This is a genomic window from Microbacterium sp. ProA8, from assembly GCF_039905635.1.
Lineage (GTDB): Bacteria > Actinomycetota > Actinomycetes > Actinomycetales > Microbacteriaceae > Microbacterium > Microbacterium chionoecetis.
In genome coordinates, this window is sequence record NZ_CP157000.1 from 1133820 (window position 1) to 1152882 (window position 19063).

Annotated in this window: 5 protein-coding genes (1 of these 5 running past the window's edge); 4 read left to right on the forward strand and 1 reads right to left on the reverse strand. The window is 72.8% G+C overall.

Annotated elements, in window-relative coordinates; all coding sequences use genetic code 11:
• The 3 genes in view from ABG085_RS04785 to ABG085_RS04795 are tightly spaced (at most 42 nt apart) and all read left to right on the forward strand, a layout consistent with a single transcriptional unit that may run on beyond the window.
• On the forward strand, positions 1 to 14473 hold the 3' end of the coding sequence (locus ABG085_RS04785; RefSeq protein ID WP_347978287.1) for a hypothetical protein. 18203 nt of this gene lie to the left of the window's left edge; only the last 14473 of its 32676 coding nucleotides appear in the window; its start codon lies beyond the left edge, outside the window; its stop codon occupies positions 14471 to 14473.
• Positions 14474 to 14515: 42 nt separating this feature from the next.
• The gene (locus ABG085_RS04790) at positions 14516 to 14956 is read left to right on the forward strand and encodes a nitroreductase family deazaflavin-dependent oxidoreductase (RefSeq protein ID WP_347978288.1); all 441 of its coding nucleotides are present in this window, start codon (positions 14516 to 14518) and stop codon (positions 14954 to 14956) included.
• The gene (locus tag ABG085_RS04795) at positions 14953 to 15696 is read left to right on the forward strand and encodes an SUMF1/EgtB/PvdO family nonheme iron enzyme (protein WP_347978289.1); all 744 of its coding nucleotides are present in this window, start codon (positions 14953 to 14955) and stop codon (positions 15694 to 15696) included. Before ABG085_RS04790 ends, ABG085_RS04795 begins: the two co-directional genes overlap by 4 nt.
• Positions 15697 to 15776: 80 nt before the next feature.
• Here ABG085_RS04795 and ABG085_RS04800 read toward each other — a convergent pair whose 3' ends face one another.
• Positions 15777 to 17261, reverse strand: coding sequence for an NCS2 family permease (locus tag ABG085_RS04800; protein ID WP_347978290.1), 1485 nt, complete (start codon positions 17259 to 17261; stop codon positions 15777 to 15779).
• Positions 17262 to 17389: 128 nt separating this feature from the next.
• Here ABG085_RS04800 and ABG085_RS04805 point away from each other — a divergent pair, with 128 nt between their 5' ends.
• On the forward strand, positions 17390 to 19030 hold the full coding sequence (locus ABG085_RS04805; protein WP_347978291.1) for a DUF6350 family protein: 1641 nt from the start codon (positions 17390 to 17392) through the stop codon (positions 19028 to 19030).
• Positions 19031 to 19063 lie beyond the last annotated feature (33 nt).

Sequence of the window (19063 nt, forward strand, 5' to 3'; positions counted from 1 at the left end):
CTTCGGCACCGGAGGCGTCGAGATCGCCGCCCACAACCACCGCACCGACACCGCGAAGGCCAAGGCCGATGCGACGGGCGGCGGCTCGAGCACGGGGGTCGGGGCATCCGTCGCCATCAACGTGATCGCCGACGACGTGACGCGCGCCGAGATCGAGGACGGCGCCGACGTGACGGGCGGCGACGACGTGACGGTGCGGGCGGCGCACTCCGACACCGTCGTCAACGAGGTCACCGCCGGCTCCGAGGGCGGCACCGCGGTGAGCCCTGCCGTCGGCATCAACATCGTGCTGCCCGTCGTGCTCGCCCGCATCGGCACGCCCGGCCCGCGCGCGTTCGTCGCGGCCGGCGACGTGGTCGTGCATGCCTCGCACACCGGCTCGGTCGGCGTCCGCGGCGACGCGGAGGCCGCAGGGGACACCGCCGTCGGGGCCATCATCGTGATCAACGTCGTCGACGTGAGCGTCCGCGCCGGCGTGGTGCGCAACGTCGCCGCGGGCTCGCTCTGGCTCATCGCCCACGACGAGCTGCACACCAGCGCGATCGGCTCGGCGAGCGCCGGCGGCGCGCCGATGGCCGACGAATCCGACCCGAGCTCGCCGCAGAACTCCGACCAGCAGGCGCAGAGCCAGCTCGACAACACGCCCGTCACCGCCGGCAGGACCTCCGCGCTGCCGTCGGCGAGCAGCAACGTCGACTCGGCCAACTCGTCCGCGAACGGCGAGTCGGGCCAGCAGAGCGACGGCGTCGGCGTCGGGGCGGCCGTCACGGTCAACTGGGTCACCGTCGAGAGCATCGCCGCGCTCGCGCCCGGGCTCGTCGTCGACGTGGACGGCATCTTCGCCGCACTCGCCTCGAACGAGACGGATGCCACGGCCCGCGCCACCGGCTCCTCCGGCAAGATCCAGGGCGGCGACAACATCGGCGCCGCCGTCGCCCTCAACGTCGTGACCGTGGTCAACCGCGGCTCCGTCGGGGCCGGCGCCCGCATCACGGCCAGCTCGGTCGCGGTCACCGGTCTCACGCCGGACGGGGCCCGCAACGACTTCCAGGCGTGGGGCATCGCGGCCGCGGGTGGCTCGAGCGACACCGCGGTGGCCGGCTCGGTCGCGGTGCAGGTGCTGCACCTCGACAACGAGGCCGTCATCGGCGCAGGGTCGACGCTCGAGATCGCCGGCGGCGTCTCGCTCGACGCGAGCAACCCGATGGGGCTGTCCGCCATCGCCGCCTCCGGGGCGCTCACCCTCGACGGCAACGGCGTGGGTGCGGCGATCGTGGTGCAGTACGTCGACACCTCGACGCGAGCGATCATCGAGTCCTCGTTCGCGACGCCCGCAATCGTGACGGCGGGCGGTGCGATCATCGGCCGGGCCACGGCATCCCTCGTCCCCCTCGCCGCTCCCGAGGTCCCGCTGCTGGGCGACCTCGGCGACTTCACCGGCGTCGCGATCGGCGCGGCCGCCGGCAACGGCGACGCCGCCGTCGGCGGGTCGCTCATCGTCAACGTCACGAACCGCACGACGCAGGCGGGCATCGGCGACGGCGCCGTCGTGAACCAGGGCATCGCCTCGGCGGCCGGACAGCACCTGTCGTTCACGGCGAGCGATCAGACGCGGTTCGTCGACGTCGCCGGAGCGCTGGGCCTCAGCACCGGCAGCGCCGGCATCGGCTTCGGTCTCGTGCTCGGCATCCACAACAAGGACGTGCGCGCGTGGGTCGGCCGGGGCACGACCGCCGACCTCGGCGGGTCGGTGTGGCTGATCGCGACGGCGGGCGAGCAGTTCACCGGGGTCGCCGTGTCGGGAGGCGTGGCCGACGACGTGGGCCTCGGGGGAGCCTTCGTCATCCTCATCGTGAACCAGGGCTCGGGTGCCCCGGGGACCCGCGCCTACATCGACAGCAGCGCCGCGACCCCGACGTCCGTCCGGGCGCTCGGTGCCGTGACGATCGGCGCCTCCGACCCGCTCGGGGTCACCGGCTTCGCGGGCGGTGTGGGCGGCGCCGGCACGGCGGGGGTCGGGCTCTCGTCCGTGGTGCTGGTGCGCACCGGCATCGTCGACGCATGGGTCGCCGAGCGGGCCGAGCTGCGGGCGCGTGGCGGAGCGGGCCTCACGCTCACCGCGGCGCAGAGCGAGGACCTGTGGTCCGTCGCGGCCGGCGGCAGCGTCGGCGGCACGGTGGGGGTCACCGGTGCGGCGACCGTCGGCGTGCAGCACAACACCACGCACGCGCATCTCGATCGCGGCGTGACGCTCGACGGGGTCGCCGCCGGCGGGTCGGCCGGGGCGCACCTGGCGGCGACCGACACGACGGTGCTTCGCGGCATCGCCGGGCAGGCGGCCATCGGCGGCACGGCCGGGGTCGGCCTCGGCGGCGACGTGCAGGTCGTCGACAAGTCCACGCAGGCGTGGATCGCCCCCGAGGCGATCGTCGCGATCAGCGGCGACCTCACCGTCGACGCGACCTCGAGCGAGGATGTCACGAGCGTCGCGGCGGGAGCGAGCATCGCCGGCACGGTCGCGGTCTCGGCCAACGCCGCCGTGTCCGTCTACACGATCGTGACCAAGGCGTTCGTCGGCGAGGTGTGCGCGGCAGCGGTCGCCACCGAGGGCGCGTGCGTGGCATCCCGTGCCGTCGTCGTGGCCGGCGGCAGCGCCCGCATCGCCGCCAACGAGGTGCTCACCATGGACATCGTGTCGGGCTCGGTCGCCGCGTCCGGCACCGCCTCCGTCGGCCTCACGGCCGCCGTGCCCGTCATCACCAAGACGACCGCCGCGTTCGTCGGCGACCTCTCGCGCGTGACCGCTCTCGGCGGCGGCGCGGGCCTGACCGCGGCCGGGGCGTTCGGCGTCTCGTACATCGACACGCGCTTCACCCCGCAGACCGCGATCGTCGGCGGCGACCAGCTCGAGCTCGGCTACGCGCACGGCATCGAGCACCGCCAGGCCGTCTCGTACGACGCGGGCGGCGGCCAGCCCATCATCGGCCTGACTCCGGGAGCCACGTACTACGCGCTCGTCGACGCGCTCTTCCCGACCCGGCTGCGCCTGTCCCTCACGCCGGGCGGCGCGGCCATCCCGCTCGCCTCGCCGGCACGTCCCGGTCAGTCGCACCGCATCTTCCCGACCGACGAGGCCACGGTCCCCGGACGCTTCGCGCCGTACCTCACGCCGTCGGCCGACGTCGACGGGCTCACCGACACGGTGACGCTGCCCTACGACATGCCAGGCGGCGACGCCGACGCGTCGGACGGCTCGTACACGGCGACGCCGCTGGTGACCGGCGACGCGGTCGTGTACACGGCCAACGGCGACACGCCGATCGCGGGCCTGGTCGACGGCGGCACGTACTACGTGGTGATGACCGGACCGCACAGCTTCCGCCTCGCCCGCACCAAGTGCGAGGCGCTGCCGACGGCGGACGGCTGCAGCAGCGCCGCGCCGGTGGTCACGATCGACATCGATGAGTCCGGCTCCACCGGACGCGCGCACAGCTTCGTCCGCCAGGGCATGCAGCCTCCGGGAGACCCCGCGCGCATCACGGGCAAGCGCGTCCTGACACAGGCGCCCGGCGCCGTCTACGGCGTCGCGGTGATCGCGAACAACAGCGACGAGATCCTCGCCGTCGGGGCGAGTGCGGCCGTCGCGGCGACCGCGGGCGTCGGCGCGGCGGGCAACGTGAACGTCGTCACCGCCGATACGGATGCCTTCATCGGGCGCGCCGCGCGCATCAACGACGACAACACCGGCGCCGTGCCGTGGCAGAAGGTCACGGTGGCCGCCGCCGGGGCGTTCCGCCAGCTGATGGTCTCGGCCGCGCTCGGCGGCGGCATGGCCGGCATCGCGGTGAACGCGGCGGTCGACATCGTGAACGTCGACATCGACGCGCAGATCCGGGACGGGGCGGTGGTCCGCTCCGCCGGCGACGTCGCGCTGACCGCCCGCGGCTCCGAGGAGATCACGGCGGCGTCGGCGTCGGCCGGCGCGGGTGTCGCGGGCATCGCGGTGGCGGTCGCCACCATCGTCGTGGACAGCCACACGCACGCCCTGACGGGCAGCGGCGTCACGATCGACGCCGGCAACAACGTGCTGGTCCGCGCCGACGACGCGACGTCGCTGACGACCGTCGCCGGCGGCATCGGCGTCGGCTTCGTCGGCGGCGGCGCCGGCGTCGCGGTGGTCGTCTTCACCAAGGACACCCGGGCATCGATCGGACCCTCGAACATCGTCGACGCGCGAGCCCTCCGCGGGTGGTCGATGGGCGCGATCCCGCTCGGCACCGCGACCGACACCTCGTTCCCGACCTCGTCGCAGAGCGGGCTCGCGGTCGTCGCGACCAGCGAGCAGGACGTCTTCGGCATGGCGCTCGCGGCCGGTGGCGGCTTCGTGGGCGTCGCCGGCGCCGTCAACGTCACCCTCATCACCGGCGACACGATCGCCACCATCGAGCCGAACGCCCGGGTCAACACCGACCGCTCGGCGGTCGGCGCCGCACAGGGCGTGTCGGTCTCGGCGGGCGACCGCACCGACGCCTTCACGCTCGGCGGCGGACTCGGCGTCGGCTTCGTCGGCGTGGCGGGCGGCGTCGACATCGGCGTCGTCGACATCGCGGTCGGCGCGGGCATCGGCGACTTCGCGGTCGTGCACGCGAGCGACGACATCCGGGTGCAGGCGATGTCGATCCGCAGCATCCAGACCTTCGCACTGAGCTTCGGCGCCGGTGCCGTCGGCGTCGCCGGATCGGTGTCGGTGTGGAGCGCCGGTGTCGCGCCGTCCGGCTCGTACGACGACGGCGGCGGCGCGAAGGACGGGCTGTCGGGAAGCGGCGGCACCGCCCAGGGCCAGGCCGACGAGTACTCGTCCGGCAGCGGCGAGAACGGGTACGGGTCGATCCTCCACGGCGCGAACGACACGTCGGGCACCGCGACGGCCGACCGCAAGCAGCAGGGCCTCGCGGCCGCCCAGGCGGGCGTCGCCGCGGCGACCCCGGGCGCCGGCGTCGTCACGAGCCGCCTCTCTGTTCCCGCGGTCCGCGGCACGACGAGCCGGATCGGGTTCGGCGCCACCGTGATCGCCGGCGACGACGTCGCCGTCACGGCCGTCGCGCGCGACGCGTTCTTCGGCCTCGTCGGCTCCGGCAGCGGCGGCATCGGCGCGGTGGGACTGTCGCTCCTCGTGGCGAGCCTCCACACGGTCGTGGATGCCGGCATCGAGCCCTTCGCCACCGTCACTGCAGGCGGCGACGTCAGCGTGCGCGCCGAGGCGCGCGAGCGCACCGAGGTCTGGGCCTTCTCCGGCCAGCTGGGAGTCGTCGCCGTCGCCGGTCAGATCGTCGTGCTCGACACCGACTCGCGTCAGCGCGCACATGTGGACGACGGCGCCGCGATCCCCGCCGCCGGCGGCACGGTCACGGTCGCCGCAGCGGCCGACCGTCGCATCGCGCCGACCGCCTTCGGCATCGCGCTGGCGCTGGGTGCGCTGGGTGCCGCGGTCGCCGACGTGGAAGCGACCGGCGACACCGTCGCCCGGGTGGGCGCGGTGACCCTCGGCGCAGTCTCGCCGGTCGGCGGCATCGCGATCTCGGCGACGTCGACCATCGTCGTCCCCGTGCTCGTCTTCTCCGTCTCGCTCGGCGTCGCCGGCACGATCAACGGCGCCGCCGCGAGCGCGGAGATCTCGGGCCGCACGGCCGCGGAGTACGCGGGCACCGCATGGGTGGCGGGCGGCGTCTCGATCGTCGCCGACGCGACCAACACCGTCGAGACCGACACCGCGAACGCGCAGGGCGGCGCGGTCACCGTGGGTGTCACGTTCGCCCGCTCCACGGTCTCGCGCACGACGTCGGCGCTCGCCACACCAGGGTCCTGGTTCGGCGCCGGCGGCGGCATCGCGATGCGCGCCACCTCGCGCAACCACACCGACGCCGACATGCTGGGCGGCGCGATCGCGGCCATCGCCGCGGCGTACATGAACCCTGAAGCACGCGTGACCGGCCCGACCTGGGCGCGGTTCGCCGCGAATGTCGCGGCATCCGGATCCCTCGTCGTCGAAGCACAGGGGCAGAACCGCGCGACCGCCCGCGCCCGTGTCGCGAGCGTCGGCATCCTCGGTGCCGGGCAGGGCGTGGAGGTCGTCGCGAACGTGGCGCCGAGCGCGTCGGTGACGGCGTCGATCGACTCGGGCACCGTGTTCAGCTCGGGTCTGGTCGGCGTCCGCGCGGTGATCCTCACCGACGGCGGCGGCGGCAACGTGGCGTCGGCGATCATCCAGGCGCTCGCGGGCGGCCTGGTGTCGGTCGGCGTCTACACCGCGAGTGCACGGCTCGAGGGAGCGACCCTCGCCGAGCTCTCGAGCACGGTGGGGGCATCCGGTGCCGTCGAGGCGACCGCGAACGCGACGAACACCGTCACGGGGGAGACCTGGACCTTCGGCGCCGGCCTCTTCACGGTGTCGGTCTCGATCGTCGACGCGCAGGTGCTCGAGGCGGCCGGCACCCGCGCCTCGGTCTTCGGGCCGGTGTGGTCCTCGGGGCCCACGAATGTGTCGGCGAGGGCCGTCAACACCGCGACGGCCGAGACGGATGCCGCGAGCATCGGCTTCATCACCGGCAACGTGACCGTGCCCACGGCCCGGATCGCCGCCGCCACCGTGGCCGAGCTGCGTGCGTCGCTCGTCGGCAACGGCCTCTCGGTCGCCGCCGACGGCACGAACACCGCCACCGCCGCCGTGGACTACGTCTCGTTCGGCTTCCTCAGCGGCGGCCTGGGCGGCGCCATCGCCGAGATCGTGGGCACCGCTGCGGTGCGTGCGATCGTCGACGCCGGAATCGCGCCGGTGTACGCCGGCCCCGGCGCCGTCAGCATCTCGGCGCGGTCGGCGAACACCGCCTCCGCCGACATGGTGTCCTCGTCGCTCGCCGCCTTCCAGATCAGCGGCCTGCTCCCGGTCGCGACGGTGGCGGCGCCGACGACCGCCTCGTTCGCCTCCGGCTCGGCGTCGTCGGGATCGTTCTCCGTGTCGGCGTCGTCCCGCAACGCGGCGGACGCGACCGCGAAGCTCAAGGCGCTGTCGATCATCGGGGTGCGGGGCACGATGGCGCAGGCGACGATCACCGAGAGCGCGGCCACCACGGCGACCGTCACGGGCAGCGTCGCGCTCGCCGCGTCGGGTGCCGTGTCGGTCCTCGCCGAGAGCCGCGACGGCACCCACGCGCGCGCCGACATCGACAGCGCCGGCGGCGGTCTCATCGACGCGGGCGTGTTCGCCGCGCTGGCGATGCTCCGCGCCCCCGTGACCGCAGCGTTCGACGGCAGCGTGACCGCGTCGACGGGAGTGTCGGTCCGAGCCGTCGGCCACGCGAAGGCCGATGCCACGATCACCGCCTTCCAGGTCGCCCTGGTCGGCATCAGCGGGTCGGTCGTCGCTTCCGAGGTCGACGGCACGGCCGCGGTGTCGTCGCGCTACGGCACCGGCTTCCTCGTCACCAGCGGAGCGGCGCTCGTCGAGACGCTCCTGACGTCGTCGGCCACGGCGAAGAGCGATCTCGTCTCGGGCGGCCTCGTCGTCGCCGGCGTCTCGGTGCCCACGGCGCGCATCGCCGCCGCCGCCGTGGCGGATGCCGCCGGCCGCCAGTTCGGCGGCACCTCGCTCGCCGTCCGGGCCACGGCGACCCGCACGGTCGCAGCCACCTCCGGAAGCCTCGCCCTGGGCCTGATCGCAGTGAGCATCTCCAGCGCCGAGGCGCTCATCAGCCAGTCCGCCGTCACTCGAGCACGCGTCCACAACGGGGCGACGGTCGACGCTCCGGCTGCGGCGATCTCGGTGGATGCCACCGCGACGAACTCCGCGAACGCCGCGGGCGGCGGCGTCAACGGCGGCGCCATCACGGTCGGCGTCGCCAAGCCGAAGGCGTTCGTCGACGGATCGACGCTGGCCCACTTCGCCGCCACGGTCCCCGCCGCCGCGTCGCTCGGCGTGCACGCCACCACGACCGACACCGCGACGGCGCGTCTCGCGAGCACAGCGATCGGCGCGATCACCATCAGCGACGGTGCGGCGTGGGCGCGGGTGCGGCCGACGGCCGAGGCGATCGTCGGCACCGGCACGCCCATCGTGGTCGCGGGCGACATCGACGTGCGGGCGGCGGCGCAGCCGGTGTCGCGGTCGTTCGCCGAGAACTTCTCGGCGGCTGCGCTCGCGGTGAGCTCGAACCGCGCCCTCGCCGAGACGTTCCCGACGGTGCGGCTGTCGGTGGCGAACGGCACCACGCTGCGTGCCGGCGGCGCCGTGACGCTGACCGCGCATCAGAACTCCGCGACTCCGCCGCCGCTGCCCGTCTACGCGTTCGACGCGGTCACGGGGGTGGACCTGGGCTCGAACACCATCACGCTCTCGGGTGCCCACACCCTCGACGACTCGGCCACCGTGACCTATGACCGCAGCGGCGGCTCCGGCGTCGGCGGGATGACCGACGGTGCGGAGTACGGCGTCATCGTGGTCTCGCCGACGCAGATCCAGCTGGGCGCCGCGTTCGAGGCGGCGCAGGTGGATCCGGTCAACGACGTCATCACGTTCACGCGGCAGCACAACTTCGTCGAGGGCCAGCGGGTGTTCTACACGGCGACGGGGTTCGGCGTCGCCGGACTCGCGAACGGCCACGCCTACCGGGTGCGGGTGCTCGACGATTTCCGCATCCAGCTCATCGACGCCGACACGCCCTCGGCGCCGGTGGAATTCGACGGCGGCGACGTCGACGAGGCGAACGGCCTCATCGTCGCGCCTCACTCGTACTCCGACGGACAGATGGTGCAGTATCTCGCACCCGACGCGCGGGCGTCGTTCTACAGCACCCGCGTGGACATCGTGGTCGATGCAGAGGGCAGTCCCGTCCAGGTGGGCAGCCCGCCGGTGTTCCAGACCGAGGACAACAACGTCATCGCCGTCCGCCAGCACGGGCTGCAGACCGGTGACGCGGTCGTCTACCGCTCGACCGGCGGCGCCCTGGGCGGCCTGGCGCAGAACACGACCTACTGGGTGATCCGCATCGACGGCAACCGGATCCAGCTCGCCGCCAGCCAGTGCGAGGCGCTCGGCACGTGCGACGACGGCGGCGGAGGACTCATCCCGGTGACCGCGCTCGGCCTGGCGCCGGACGTCTCCGAGAGCGGTCGCAGCATCATCCACCAGCTGTTCCAGCCGGGGCAGCAGCCCATCGCCGGTCTCCAGAACGGGCAGGTGTACGAGGTCTGCAACGCCACGCCCGGCTCGTTCGCACTGAAGCTCATCGAGCTCCTCGGCGTCTGCTTCCCGATCCCGCTCGGCGCGAACGGCAGCGTCGGCACCAGCCGATTCGTCCCCGCGGTGGTCGACCTCGGCCCGGCGCTCGGCGGCGGAAAGCTCGTGCTCGACCTCACCGCCGCGGGCACCGGCATCCAGCACCTGCGGGTCTCGACGATGGCACCCTCCCTTCCGGCGGGCACCTACTCCGAGGCGAAGGTCGCCGGCGACGGTCTGGGCTTCATCCAGGTCGGGGAGACCGAGCCCCGCGTCGACGTGAACGCCACGCTCGACCTCACGATCGGCGACGGCGCCCGGATCGCGGCCGGCGGCGACATCGGCGTCCACGCCCTGAACACGGCCGCCGCGGTCGCCGACGGCACGTCCGGCGGCCTTGGATTCATCTCCATCACCCACGCGCGCGCCATCGTCAGCGCGAAGGCCACGACGACCGTCTCGGTGCGGCCCGGCACCGATCTCTCGACCACCGGCGGCAGTGTCACGATCGATCCGCTCACGCTGGCGAGCGGCAACGCGTACGCCTACTCCGACGCGGGCGGCTTCGGCCACGGCACCGAGGCGCAGACGCGCGCCGACCTCGGCACCACCTCCCACGTGAGGCTGGACGGCCGCATCACCGCCTGGAACGACATCTCCGCGTCGTCCTCCACCGCCATGCAGTCCGAGCTCCGCGCCGGCGCGTCCGGCGGATCGTTCGCCGGCAGCTCGACGTCGGGCGACTGCGAGGACGACCCCTGCCACATCGTCGCGAACAACGACACGACGCTCACCGTCGGCGGCAGCGCGCACCTCGAGGCGGACAACGTCACGCTCGAGGCGCAGATGATCTCCACGAGCCTGCTCGACCACAACCGCTCCAACGGCGACGGCGCGTTCGAGGACTCGGACGCGCGCTCCGAGGTCACGCTCTCGTCGAACGCCCATGTGCATCTGGTCGACGGCGCCAAGATCATCGGCTACCAGACGGTCACCATCCGCGCGCAGCACTTCGATCTCCGACTCGTCGCCGACGCGCGTGCGACGTGCGGCTGCTTCGGCGGCGACAGCGACGCCGACGCGATCGTGCGCTACAACGCGACGTCGTCGGTGACCGGTGAGGCCGGCGTCCGCATCCGCACCGCGACCCTCCGCGTCGAGGCCCTCCACCAGCAGGTCGTCGTCGATCCGCGTGCTTCGACCGGCGGCGGCTTCATCGACTTCGGCGGCGACGACGACAGCGCCGACGACAACCGGCATCGCTGGATCGAGTGGAACTCGGATGTCGTGCTGCACGCCGCCGACCCGACGCTCGTCGTCGACGCCACCGGCCGGATCGTCAAGAAGTACGCCGTCACGGTGCGCGACGACCTCGGCACCCTGTACACGCTGGGGCAGGTGATCCCCGAGGGCCGCGAGATCGTGGTCGACCCGATCGAGAACAACGGCGGCGGCTCGGCGACGTACTTCATCAACAACCCGGCCGGCTCGCAGGTCGGCACCCTCACCGGCGACCGGGGCACGCTGCAGGTGCAGAACACCTTCGACTTCGTGCGCCTGCACAACCACTCCAGCCGCCTGCTGCGCGTGAACGGCATCAGCGTGGTGAACCTCGACGACGTCGGCGCCACCGTGAACGTGCAGGCCGAGGTCTCGTCGGCGTTCCGATTCCACATCGGCCGGCCGATCTTCCTCCCGACCTTCGTCGACATCGCCAACTGGACGGGCCCGGGCACTCCCGACATCGTCCTCGACGGGTACATCGACAACCCGATCGGCACGACCCGCGTGATCAACGACCACGGCGACATCTGGGCAGAGGGCGACGGCCGCATCCGCACCAACGTCGCGCAGCTGCATGCCGACCAGGGCACCATCGGCGCGAGCTTCAGCCTGTTCGGGTTCGACATCCGCCTCCCCATCCCCGTCGTCCTGGTGCAGAGCGACTACCTCGTCGACGATGTCGATCCGACGCGGCTCGTGCAGCTCGTCGCGGACGCCCGCGACGACGTGGTGCTCGACCTGACCTACAGCGCACGGATGCCGGCGGGCTCGCCGTACGCCGACACGGCCTTCCAGCCCGCGATCGGTCCGATCCACGCCGGTGACGACATCGACATCCTCGTGAACGACTCGCTGTACGGCTCCGACGTCCCGCCGATGTCGTCGTACTGGGTGCAGGTGAACGTCACCCACCCGCCGTCGAACACGACGGTGCCGCCGACCGGCCAGTACCACACCTACTTCCACCCCGACCCGGGACCGTGGGGCGGGTTCGACGACCCGGTGCTGGTCGCGTGGGGCACCGTGAACGTGCTGCGCGACAGCGCGTACGAGTTCACCGACCTGAGCGCCGGCGACGACATCGTGGTGCGGCATCCGTCCACCGCCACGGTGATCTCGTTCGATGTCATCTCGAACGTGGACGCGACCCTGACGAGCATGCGGTTCCCGCAGCTGTCGTACTCGACGCAGGACTTCGACGGCGAGATCACCCTTCTCACGAACGGCGAGATCTACGACTACGAGACGATCGCCGATCTGCGGGTGGGCACGATCACCTCGACGGCGGACGACGTCACGCTGCAGACCGCGCAGAGCACCGCGTCGATCCTCGACGAGGGCACGATCGACGACGGCACCCCGCGCGTCGCCGGGCGTGACATCGTGCTGATCGCTGGCCTCGACTCGGGACGCATCGGCGGCTACGACCTCGACGGGTTCTTCGACATCGCCCCCGACTTCCTCGAGATCCAGTCCTCGCTGTCGGGCCGCGGCAGCGTCACGGCATTCGCGGGCGGCGACATCCTGCTGGACCAGGTGGCGCGGAACCTCTGGGTGCGGTACGCGCTCGCGATCGACGGCGACGTGTCGCTGCGCACTCGCAGCGGCAGCATCCTCGCCGACGTCGAGGACGGCGCCACCCGCGTGGTCGCCGGAGACCTCGACGGCGACGGCGCCGGCGGCGCGATCGACCTCATCGCCGTGGGCGGCAGGATCGGCGACGACAGCCCCGACCGCTCGGCCGACCTCGTCATCGACACCGCCGACGGCGCGCGGCTCTACGCGCACTCGAGCGACGGCCGCACCGGCGTCTTCGTCACCGAGGCCACCGGGTCGCTCGTCGTGCTGCGCGCCGAGGCCGAGACCGGCGATGTGCGCCTCACGGTGCCGTTCACGGCCGGCGGCCCCGATGAGTCCCTGTTCCTCATCGTCGACCCCGACGGACGCACGATCGACGAGCTCGTCGACTTCGCCGAGGGGCGCATCGCGGCCGGCCGTCACGTGACGCTGCTCGTCGGCCAGGACGTGATCGCACCCGCCGACACTGTGATCGTGGGCGACACCGTGACCATCCGCGCCTCGTTCGGCAAGACGTCGCCGCTGCAGGGCGGATCGCTCCTCTACTTCGCCGGCGAAGTCACCGGGCACGCGACGCAGATCTTCGGCGGCATGGCCGACGACGACTTCCTCTTCGACGGCACGCTCCTGGGCGGGCACACGATCGTCTACGGCAGCGCGTCGAACAAGCCCGGCGACACCGACACCGGCGACCGCTTCTTCGTCTGGCGGCTGCAGTCGATGACGGGCAGCCACCTCGCGGCGCCGGGCGACGACTTCGCCGGCACCGAGGTGCGCGACGCGCTCGTGCTGTTCGGCCACGCGGGCGACAACACGTTCGAGATCCAGACGTGGGGTGCCGACGACCCCGTGGGCCACGACTACCGGGTGATCGTGCGGGGCGGCGGCGTGCGCTCCGGGATCGACACCCTCTGGATCGACGGCTCGACGGCGGACGACCTGTTCGTGTTCCGTGCGCTCGCCGCGATCGCCGAGCACCCCGACGCGCGCCGTCCGGGCGTCGTGGCGAGCGTGAACCTCGCCGCCGGCACGGTCGAGCGCATCGCGTACGACGAGGGCGTCAACGGACGGCTGACGGTCAACGGCGACGAGGGCGACGACCTGTTCGTCTTCGACGACAACAGCACGCTCACCACGGTGTACGGCGGCGACGGCGCCGACACGTTCGTCGTCGGCCAGTTCTTCGCGACGCCGCGCATCGAGCCCGACGTGCAGCCGGGCGACGCGTTCCCGACGGTCCACACCGAGCTCGGGCACGCGAGCATCGGCATCTCCTTCCCGGCGGTGCTGTACGGCGGCGCCGGCGACGACCGCTTCTTCGTCAACGGCCACGCCGCCGAGCTGCGGGTCGAGGCGACGACGGGCGCCGATCAGTTCCGCGTCCTCGCCGTGCGCCTCGCCGACGGTGCGACCTATCGCCCCAACGGCCTCCTGTCGCTGGACGGCGGCGCGCACATCTCGCTGGTGACGGTGCTGACGGCGGGGCTCGCCGCCGATATCTTGACGGATGCCGCTGCCGCGGTCACCGGCGGCGGGCTCGACATCGAGCTGCACGGGGTCGCCGCGCCGACGATCCTGGCGGCCCCGATCATCCCCGTCGCGCCGCGCGGGCTGCCGGGCGACGCGCTGCCCCCGCCCGTGCCGCTCGTGATCGTGCCGCCCGCCCAGCCAGGCGGCGCCGGCGAGGTCGTCATCGTCGAATCGGGTGGCGCGACCACCCTCGAGACCGGCGTGAAGGAGACGGACTCCTACACGATCGCGTTGACGACGCCGCCCACAGCGCGGGTGTACATCACGCTCTCGGCGAGCTACGCCGGCGGCACCCCGTATGCGCAGATCTCCATCGACGGCGGACTCACGTTTCACGACCGCGTCGTGCTGATCTTCGAGATCGGAGAGACCGGGCCGAAGACGGTCATCGTGCGCCTCGTGCCCACGACCGCACCCCACCCGTTCGAGCTGCTGGCGCTCGTGCCGACCGCGGAACCGGGCCCCGGCATGGTCACCGAGACCGTGAGCCACGCGGTGTGGAGCGAAGACCCGCTGTACGACCACGCCGCGGCGCGCAACGTGTACATCAACGGGGGAGCGGTCGAACCGGAAGAGCCGGAGGAACCGGGTGAGCCCGGCGAACCCGGCGAGCCGGGCCAGCCGGGCCAGCCCGGGCAGCCCGGCCAGCCGGGTCAGGGCACGAGCGGCCACCCCGCAGGCGCAGCGGGCGATCGTGGCGACGCGCTCGCCGAGACGGGCTCGGCGGGTCTGCCCGCCTGGCTGCTGCTCGCACTGGGACTGATGCTGCTGGGTGGCGGGCTGCTCGCCGCGCGCCGCCGCGAGGTGTGACGGCGCGTGCTCGCCGCCTCCGGGCCGACGTACGCTGGTGCCATGCCGCTGACCGGAGAGTACAAGCCGTCCACGTCCGAATGGGCCCGCAAGCAGGCCGAGACGTTCGAGCAGACCAACGGCGAGAAGGCCAACACCCTGCGCGGCGTGCCGATCATCGTGCTGACCACGGTGGGCGCGAAGAGCGGGGCCCTGCGCAAGACCGCACTCATGCGCGTCGAGCACGACGGCCGGTACGCCGTCGTCGCGTCGAAGGGCGGAGCACCCGACGAGCCCAAGTGGGCCGAGAACATGCGTCGCCAGCCCCACGTCGAGCTGCAGGACGGCGACGTCCGCCGTGACTACACGGCACGCGAGCTGTCGGGCGACGAGCGCACCGAATGGTGGGCGCGGGCGACCGCCGTGTGGCCGGACTACGACAACTACCAGACGAAGACCGACCGCCAGATCGCGATCTTCGTGCTGGAGCCCCGCGACGGGTGACCGACATCGAGCTCGCCCGCATCGCGGGCGGCACGGTGACGCTGCACGACGCGCGCCGGAAGGCCCGCTGGAGCGTCGACCTGGAGCCGTTCGAGCTCGGCGTGTATGCCGTGACGCAGGCGCAGCTCGCCGAGCTGCTGGGCGAGGCAGCGTCGCACCCAAGGCGCCCCGCGACCGACGTCAGCTGGCTGCGGGCGATCCGGTTCTGCAACGCGGCGTCGGAGTGGGAAGGGCTGGATCCGGCGTACACGTTCGACGGTGTGGACGTCACCTGGCACGTCGATGCCGACGGCTTCCGCCTGCCGACCGAGGCCGAGTGGGAGCACGCGTGCCGCGCCGGCTCCACCGGCCCGCAGTACGGGCCTCTGGCCGAGATCGCCTGGACGAGCGCCGACGGCGTGACCGCCCCGCAGAACGTCGGCGGCAAGCTCCCCAACCTCAACGGCCTGTTCGACACGCTCGGGAACGTGTGGGAGTGGTGCTGGGATCTGCTCGATCCGGCCCGATATGCCGATTACCGGGTGTTCCGCGGCGGCGGCTTCGCCGACGACGCCTGGAGCGTGCGAGCCTCGACCCGCCGCGGCGGCGCACCGCGCATGCACCACGACGATGTGGGCTTCCGTGTGGCGCGAGGCGGATTCGACGCCGTGGATGCCGCGCAGGGCTGGTCGGCGCAGGCCGACGCCGAGCGGGCCGCGTACGACGGCCCGACGCCGCCCGGCTGGACTCCACTGCGCTGACCCGCATCCGAGAGCCGTGGCAGCGGGGACGGCGAAGGGGACGGATGCCGCTGGTCGCGGCATCCGTCCCCTTCGGTGTCTCAGCCGAGCAGGGTCTCGAGCGGTCCGCGCGCGAAGTAGAGCACGAAGCCGGCCGCGACGATCCACAGCAGCGGGCTGATCTCGCGCGCCTTGCCCGACAGCGAGCGCACCACGACCCACGCGATGAACCCCGCGCCGATGCCGTTGGCGATCGAGTACGTCAGCGGCATGACCGTGACCGCGAGGAACACCGGCAGCAGGATGGAGAAGTCCGAGAAGTCGATGAACCGGATCTGCGACATCATCAGCGCGCCCACGATGACCAGCGCGGATGCCGCGACCTCGGTCGGGACGATCGAGACGAGCGGCGTGAAGAACATGGCGACGAGGAACAGCGCACCGGTCACGACGTTCGCGAAGCCCGTGCGGGCGCCTTCGCCGATGCCGGCGCCCGACTCGATGAACACGGTGTTCGACGAGCTCGACGTGAAGCCACCCGCCACCGCGCCGACGCCCTCGACGATCAGCGCCGACTTGATGCGGGGGAAGTCGCCCCTCTCATTGGCGAGGCCGGCCTCCTTCGACAGACCCGTCATGGTGCCCATCGCGTCGAAGAAGTTCGTGAACACGAGCGTGAAGACCAGCATCAGCGCGGCGAGCACGCCGATGCGCTCGAACGAGCCGAACGAGACCTGGCCGACGAGCGACAGGTCGGGCACGCTCACGAGCGACGCCGGCAGTTCGGGAACCGACAGGCCCCAGCCGCCCGGGTTGACCTCGTCGCCGTCGAACTTCGGGCCGATGTTCCAGATCGCCTCGACGACCAGGGCGACGACGGTGCCGGTGACGAGGCCGATGAGGATGCCGCCCTTGACCTTGCGGGCGACCAGGACGCCGGTGAGCAGCAGCGTGAAGACGAAGATCAGGGTCGGCACGGTGGCGACCGAGCCGTTGACGCCGAGGCCGACCGGGGGAGAGGAGGCCCCCGTCGAGGTGACGAAGCCGGCGTCGACGAAGCCGATGAAGGCGATGAAGAGGCCGATGCCGACGGTGATCGCGAGCTTCAGCTGGATCGGCACGGCGTCGAAGATCATGCGCCGGAGGCCCGTGGCGGCCAGCAGCACGATGATCAGGCCGTTGATGACGACGAGGCCCATCGCCTCGGGCCAGGTGACCTGGCCGACGACCGACACGGCGAGGAACGAGTTGATGCCGAGGCCCGCCGCGAACGCGAACGGCAGGCGGGTGACGAGGCCGAACAGCACCGTCATGACACCGGCGGTGAGGGCCGTCGTCGCGGCGACCTGGGCGAAGCCGAGGGTGTCGCCCGCGACATCAGTTCCGCTGGAGAGGATGATCGGGTTCAGGATGACGATGTACGCCATCGTCACGAAGGTCACCACACCGCCGCGGACCTCGGTGCCGATGGTCGAACCGCGACGCGTGATCTCGAAGAACCTGTCGAAGCCGTTCTTCGGCTGCGGAGACTCGGGGTTCTCGGGTGCTTCCGGCGCGTTCGATGCCGAGGACGGGGCTGTGCTCATGTCTGTGGACCTCCGACCTGAAACGTTAGTCGTTCGCGCGCGAAGCTGAGGATTCGCTGGACGGATGCCGCACCACGGCGCGGACGCGCCCGGGACGGCGCCGCCCCTCGAAGTAGGGTCGATGGCGCATGCATCGCCTCATCGTCGCCCTCCTTGCCGCCGTCGACGCCGCCATCGCGGTCGCCGTCGGCCTTGCCGCGACCCTCGCGCCGCTCACCCTGCTGTGGGTCTTCGGGTTCGGCGGCGAAGCGGACTGGGGAGTGCTGTGGCCGTCCGCGGTGTCGGTGTGGCAGCTGGGCAACCTCGTGCCCCTGCACATCGCCCTGCCGCCCGAGTACCTGGCGGCGACCGGCATCAGCGGGGACGCGGCACACTTCGTCCTGTCGCTCGCCCCGCTGGCGTTCGCCGGGTTCACGGCGATCTTCGCCGCCCGCTCGGGCGCCCGCGCCTCGCACGCGGACGCCTGGCTCACGGGCGTGGCGACGTCCACCGTCGTTTTCGCGGCCCTGGCGACGGGCGCGGCCCTGTCGGGCGCGAACGATGTCGCGCACGCCGAGACGTGGCAGGCGATCCTGATCCCGACGCTCGTCTTCGCCCTTCCCGCGCTCGTCGCGGCGGTCGTGACGGAGTGGTCGGAAGCCGGCTCCGGGGCGATCGCACGGCTGCGCGACCGGGCCGAGACCCTTCCCCATGGATGGGGCGCGGTGCCCGCGCTGATCGCGCGCGGCTCCGCCGTCGTGCTCGTGAGCCTCATCGGCGTGGGCGCCGCGATCGCCGCCGTGGCGCTGTTCGCGCGCGCAGGCCAGATCGTCGCGCTCTTCCAGGCCGGCGACGTCGATGCGCTCGGCGCCTCGGTGCTCACGCTGGCGCAGCTCGCCTACGTCCCGACTCTCGCGGTGTGGGGGCTGAGCTTCGTCGCGGGCCCGGGATTCGCGGTCGGCGAGGGCACCTCGGTGTCGCCCGCCGGCACGCAGGTGGGCGTGGTGCCGGGGCTTCCCGCACTGGGCGCCGTGCCGGACTCGACGACGTCGTGGCTGCTGCTGCTCGGGCTGCTGCCGGTCGCCATCGGCGCGTTCGCCGGGTGGATCGCACGTTCGCGGCTGCTGCACCCGAGCGGGACGTGGACGGAGAAGTCCCGCCAGCCCTCGACCTCGCCGGGAGCGACGGCATCCTCCCCTCTCGACCCGTCGCGGACGGCGGCTCTCAGCGGGCTGCTCTCGAGCTCGCTGCCGGCCGACAGGGTGCCGGCCGCCCCTGTCGATCGCGAGCCCCCTCCGGAGGATCCGATCGGCGCGCGCGTCGTCGTGACGGGGGGAATCGCCCTGGTCGCCGGCGGTGCGGCCGCGCTCCTCGCCTTCGCCGCCTCCGGCTCGCTCGGCCCCGGCCGGCTCAGCACGTTCGGGCCGGAGCCCGGCCCGGTCGCTCTGGCCGTGGGGCTGGAGGTGCTGCTCGGCGCCGCGATCCTGCTGCTCGCGCCACGGAGCGTGCGCGGAGAGCGCAGCGCGGCCGACGCGGCGCCCGCGCCTGCGGCGTCCGACGAGGCCACGTCCGTCGAGTCGCCGGCCGCAGGGGAACCGGCACCGTCGGCGCTCGCCGGCGCATGGACCGGTCGCCGTGCCGTCGACGAGGCGTCGGACCGGCCGACGACCGATGCGGGCGGCGAGGCCGCACCGCAGCCGATCCCCGGTGTCGCCGCGGCGGACGCGCGGACCGAGCCGATCGACCTGCCACCGCTGCCGCCACGCGGTGATCGGGACCGCTCAGAGTGACCCCGCCCGGCGCGCGAGATGGTTCCCACTAAA